The sequence below is a fragment of the Nostoc sp. NMS4 genome, from assembly GCF_017115095.1.
Lineage (GTDB): Bacteria > Cyanobacteriota > Cyanobacteriia > Cyanobacteriales > Nostocaceae > Nostoc.
Window position 1 is genome coordinate 1 of sequence record NZ_JABXKI010000241.1, and the last position, 5,339, is coordinate 5,339.

At 39.1% G+C, this 5,339-nt stretch carries 5 protein-coding genes and 1 pseudogene; all 6 read left to right on the forward strand.

Annotated elements, in window-relative coordinates; all coding sequences use genetic code 11:
* Positions 1-146: 146 nt before the first annotated feature.
* Positions 147-953 (forward strand): hypothetical protein, encoded by an 807-nt coding sequence (locus HWQ37_RS21850; RefSeq protein ID WP_292750779.1) that lies wholly within the window; start codon positions 147-149, stop codon positions 951-953.
* Positions 954-1,020: 67 nt separating this feature from the next.
* The gene (locus HWQ37_RS21855; protein ID WP_292750781.1) at positions 1,021-1,251 is read left to right on the forward strand and encodes a hypothetical protein; all 231 of its coding nucleotides are present in this window, start codon (positions 1,021-1,023) and stop codon (positions 1,249-1,251) included.
* Positions 1,252-1,347: 96 nt separating this feature from the next.
* Complete coding sequence (locus tag HWQ37_RS21860; protein ID WP_292750784.1) at positions 1,348-2,457, forward strand: GIY-YIG nuclease family protein; 1,110 nt, start codon at positions 1,348-1,350, stop codon at positions 2,455-2,457.
* A gap of 27 nt (positions 2,458-2,484) precedes the next feature.
* A complete protein-coding gene (gene drmB, locus HWQ37_RS21865; RefSeq protein WP_465249713.1) occupies positions 2,485-3,921 on the forward strand; it encodes a DrmB family protein in 1,437 nt (478 codons plus the stop codon).
* The gene (gene drmC, locus HWQ37_RS21870; RefSeq protein ID WP_292750786.1) at positions 3,918-4,733 is read left to right on the forward strand and encodes a DISARM system phospholipase D-like protein DrmC; all 816 of its coding nucleotides are present in this window, start codon (positions 3,918-3,920) and stop codon (positions 4,731-4,733) included. Before drmB ends, drmC begins: the two co-directional genes overlap by 4 nt.
* Positions 4,734-5,047: 314 nt before the next feature.
* Positions 5,048-5,284, forward strand: a pseudogene (locus tag HWQ37_RS21875) (hypothetical protein); the annotation flags it as partial.
* Positions 5,285-5,339: the final 55 nt, after the last annotated feature.

Sequence of the window (5,339 nt, forward strand, 5' to 3'; positions counted from 1 at the left end):
AGGAAAGATAATGCGCCACAAAATTTTGCAGTTCTGCGTCATCTAGCAGTTAATGTGCAGCCAAAGTATTGCAAATTAACGCAGGTTGGGGACAATATAAACGCACTAAAAGCGAAACTATTACTAAAAAAGATGATACACTAAAAATGGTGTGGAAGCGCCAACAAATTCTAGGAAATTCACCTCCCATTCCTCTAATTGAGGGAGAAATTCCTAAATGGACGGTGCATTCAGAATATCCCCAAGTGCAAGTACAAGGAAAAATTCGCCAACAAAGTAACGGGGATTGGATTGTTAGCTTGTTTTTAATTAACGGGCAAAAAGAACCCGCCAAGTTACGTGATGAAGCGTGGTTATTTCAACCAGAATTAAGCGTACAATCAGCAGATTTTCAACATCTTGATATTTTTCTCAAGCGACATAAACCGCGTCAGGCTGGTAAGCTTGACCCAGTAATTTATGCTGAAGAAAAAGCAATGGCAATGCTTTATCGCAAACAGGTAGAGTTCGCCATTGGTCATGGGGTAAGCGTCCATGCCGAAACAGCACAAAATACTACAGAATGTGCTGTTAAATTATCTACCAACGTTGTACCTGTCTACGAAGTTCCCAAAACCTCTCCACCTCAAGCTGATGAAATTCCTGAATTGGCGGGATTGGTTTTGGATATGAAAGAACTGGCGGAAACTCCAACCGCAGATTTTATCAGTAAACTAAATCCCCTGGTAACAGCTTACACAGTCTGGATTCAACAACAAGCACAACGGATTTCTAATCCTAATGAAGGATTGACAGATTACCAAGATGTAGCTGAGGATGCAATTAAAAATTGCGATCGCACTCTTCAACGCATTCAGTCAGGTTTGACGCTGCTGCAAACTAACCCGGAAGCAGCCGAAGCTTTCCGATTTATGAATCAAGCCATGCACTTACAGCGTCTTCATTCGCGCTAATTTAGTTGCGGGTACAGAAGCCCAAAAACTCGTTAAACAAGCACTGGAAGCCAAATTAGATATCTGGTTGAGTAAAGCACAAAACTTGATTGGAGGCGGTACTCTCAAATATCAGACAGACAAGCGTGATGGTTTAACCATTGAACTATTAGAATCAGCAGGTCAAGGAATTTGGCAAGAATTTACTTGTTTGAACTCCCTGCGAAACGTCGAACCGACAGTAGGGTTAATTTTTCAAGATCAAGTGCCTGATGATGACTTTAGTCGCTTACCTCAACCAATGAAAGAAGAAGGGTAAAAATTCAAAAGTTTTAACTTCTATAAAAATAAATTGTATAAAGTCAAAAAAAGCATTATATGTGAACATGACTAATTACTTAATACATGACTATAGATGAATGTGACATCAGGATACATATATATTCTTAGTAACCCTGCTTTTAAAGATAATCTGCTTAAGATTGGTTATACAGAAAGAAATGTTTCAACTAGAGCAAAAGAATTATATAAAACAGGTGTGCCTGATAAATTTGATATTGTTTATGCGGAAGATGTTGAGAATCCAATAGAAATAGAAAAAATAATACATGATAAACTGGCAAGTTTTCGTTATAACAAAGATAGAGAATTTTTTGAAATCCCAGTTCAAGAAGCAATATCAAAAATTCAAGAAGTAACCCAAAGAGCAATTTACGAAAGAGGTAGATATGTTTTAGCTGAAAATATGGCTTTTAGGTGGCTATGTCAACCTAAAGAATTTATTTTTCTTATACGTTATACAACTTTTGCAGATGAACTTAAAAATAATCCTATAGTAGATTTTTGGGTATGTAAAGAAGGCGATCAAGTTTTGGTAACTAACATACCTGGAGAAGATAAAATTTTTCTGGGTGAAGATAATTTTATTACACTTCCTCTAAATAAAGATAAAAATAATCATGAAATTAACCCTATTAACGGTATTATTCATGAACTATGTGAGATTTATCCAGGTGATAGAATTTTATGGTTAGCGAAATCAAAAGACCAGTTTAGTACTGATGAACACTACTATATTCATGCAATTTTAAAATCTCGTACCCATGCTACCTTATCTGGTTTTTCTAATCCAAAGCAAATTATTTCTATTGATGAACTTCCATTATCTTTCGGATATGAACCATCAATAACAGAAATACCGATAAATTTACATAGAGTTTGCCATACAGCTTTGAGAGAAATAAAAACTGAATGGGTATCTGATAACTTTAAGTCTCCAATGGATGAAATAGGAAAACTTTTGAATGAGTTAATAGAAATGTCAAAAAAATCTACTAAGGCTATTTATAGCCCAAACAGAAAAGTGTATTTAGGAAGGAATAAAAAACGTGTGATAGAGATAGGGAAAAAACTAAATAATATAGGAGGAATTTATTTAATGATTTTAGTAGCTAGACAAGTACCAGAATATGATAGAGGAGAATTAAATTTTGCTTGGTCAGGTATAGGCGAATGGATGGCTTAACTGAGTCAAAAGAAAGACCCAACAGCAATACCATCGCGGTTCCTCGTTTCCTGCGATCGCGGACATTTAGATGACTTTCCTTGGTTATATTTTGTTCATCGTGGTAATACAGCGTGCAAGGGGCCACTCAGGCTGGAGGAATACGGTGTATCGGGTTCACCTACAGATATTGTAGTGAAATGCAATGGCTGCAACAGCGAACGTCGATTATCCGATGCTTTTGGTGAATTAGGCAAAAAAAATATGCCGCGTTGTCGCGCTCGTCACCCGCATCTACGTAACTTCGATGATAGCTGCGACGAACAAATGAAAACCATCTTGTTGGGAGCATCCAATAGTTGGTTTCCAATTACACTCTCGGCGTTATCAATTCCCATCACCTCCAATCAATTAGAGCAGTTGGTCAATCAAAACTGGACTATTTTGGGAAAAGCGAGTAATTTTAGTGCCTTAGATGCTGTACTGCAAGCTTTCTTCGCTATGGGGCAACTTCAGGAATTATCTAAATACACAACAGACAAAATCTGGTCGCTAGTTGAACAAAAACAACTTCAGCAGCAAAGCAATTTTGATGATGAAAGCGTCAGGGACTTGAAAACACCTGAATGGCAAATTTTCTCAGCAGCAGACCCAAATCTTAATACCCCAGATTTTCAACTGCGGACTGTAAACCCACCATCTGGGTATGAAAATTACTTTTCGCAGGTAGTGTTGGTAGAAAGATTGCGAGAAGTTCGTGCCTTAATTGGCTTTACACGCATTCAATCCCCAGGTGATTTTATTGACTCTGGAGAAATTCTCACAGAGCATCGGGTTCCATTGAGTCGCAGCAAACCTAAATGGGTACTGGCAAGTGAAGTCAAAGGCGAGGGTATCTTTATCCAGTTCAAAGAAACGACACTTCATCAATGGGAGCAAAATCAACTATTGCAAGATTATGAGCGTCAAGCATTCGATGCTCATAAAAAGTGGTGTAATGTTCGTTCTCTCGATCCAGACAAAGGTAAATTTGGTGTACGCTACATTTTACTACACTCCTTTGCTCACGCCCTGATGCGGCAAATGGCCCTTGAGTGTGGTTATAATGCTGCCAGCTTAAAGGAGCGAATTTACTCCAAACGACCAGAAGACGAAGGCGGCCCAATGGCAGGCATACTAATTTATACCGCCGCACCTGATAGTGAAGGTACCTTGGGTGGTTTAGTCAGTTTGGGAGAGCCTAAAATACTTGGATACCATATAGACCAAGCTTTAGAACAAATGCGGTTATGTGCTTCTGACCCCTTGTGTGCAGAACATACTCCCTTTAAAGGAGCTACATCACTACATTGGGCAGCTTGCCATGCTTGTCTGTTTAGCCCAGAAACCTCCTGTGAACGCGGCAATAAGTATCTGGATCGCGCGGTACTTATTCCCACTGTACTATCCGCAGACTTAGCGTTCTTCCCAGAGGAGAAAACGTGAGCTTTTTACCACCGCTTTTATTGGCTCAAATTCGTACCTGTGCCAAACAACTTCCATCTCCTGTTTTAGATGCTGTAATTAATTTGTTGATAGCCACTCCAGCAAGATATTGTGATTTTGCGTTGAAAGCATCAATCTTGAAACAACTGCCCAATACTAATTTTCGCCGACTAATAGGGGAATTGTTAGAAACATGGTGTCGGGAAGCTATTTATTTGGACAGTAGTGCGATCGCGTCTGCATTAGCCACAGCAATTTACTGTGAGGTGGCGGCAAAGGATGAGTTGTCTGTTGAGTTGGTTTGGACTGGCCCTACAAGTGAGGGAATACCACTTCGCAGAACAGAACAAGTGTTACTACAATTAATTCACGAAGCGCAACGGGAAATAATTCTTGTCAGTTTTGCTGTTTATAAGATTCCAGAGATTGCAAAAGCATTATTAACAGCAATGAAACGAGAAGTCACTGTGCGAATTATTGCTGAAACCCCCGAATCTAGCAAGGGTAAAATACCTTTTGGAGTCAGTGCAGCATTGGGACTGGAAATTGCCCAACAAGCACACATTTTCATTTGGCCACGAAATAAGCGGCTTACAGATTCAGAAGGAAGGTATGGTTCCTTACACGTTAAATGTGCGATCGCCGATAGAAAGCACCTGTTTATTTCCAGTGCTAACCTCACTGAGTACGCTCTGACATTAAATATGGAAATGGGACTACTAGTTCATGGTGAAGACATAGCTCATCAAGTGGCGGAACATATCGACCGTTTAATTCAGGAAGAGTTTCTCGTATCTTTAAACTCGCTGTAGGCATAAGTATTCAGTAGGTAACTCATTTTTGGCTATACATTTCTGTTAGAGCAGTTTTTTACCTAAAGAGTTATTTTTCTATTTCTTTTACTCATATATACAAACGTGCTTGCATTCTCAACAAGTACGTTTGTAACTTGGCAAGTATGCAGGTTAGTAGGAGAGGAACTGAAGTTTAGTTGTATCTGAGTTGAGCTATACCTGTACTAAAGTGACATAAATTGTAAATTACTTTTTAATTTACAAGCAGTTTGGTAAGGTGCTAGTTTAATTCGCTTTCAATTGATGAAGTCTTTCAGTTGGAATAGAGTTTGATGATATGTGAAAACGTTATCTACACCCAGAAAACACTTGCCGAAAGATACGGGATTTCCATTGCCGCTTTACAACGGTGGTATCCCTATGCCGATATAGTCAAACCCCGAAAGCGGGGAGGATATTTTGATGCAACAACAGTCGAGATTGCCGACATTTTCTACGTCGCTATCAAGATTCGGCGGTTGACTTGTGAAGAATATTTACAGCAGGTGATTCCTGCTGGTGGCTTAGATCCCATATTCCGCACTTCAACTTGAAGTACAAAGATATTACAGTAAAGCTCAAAGC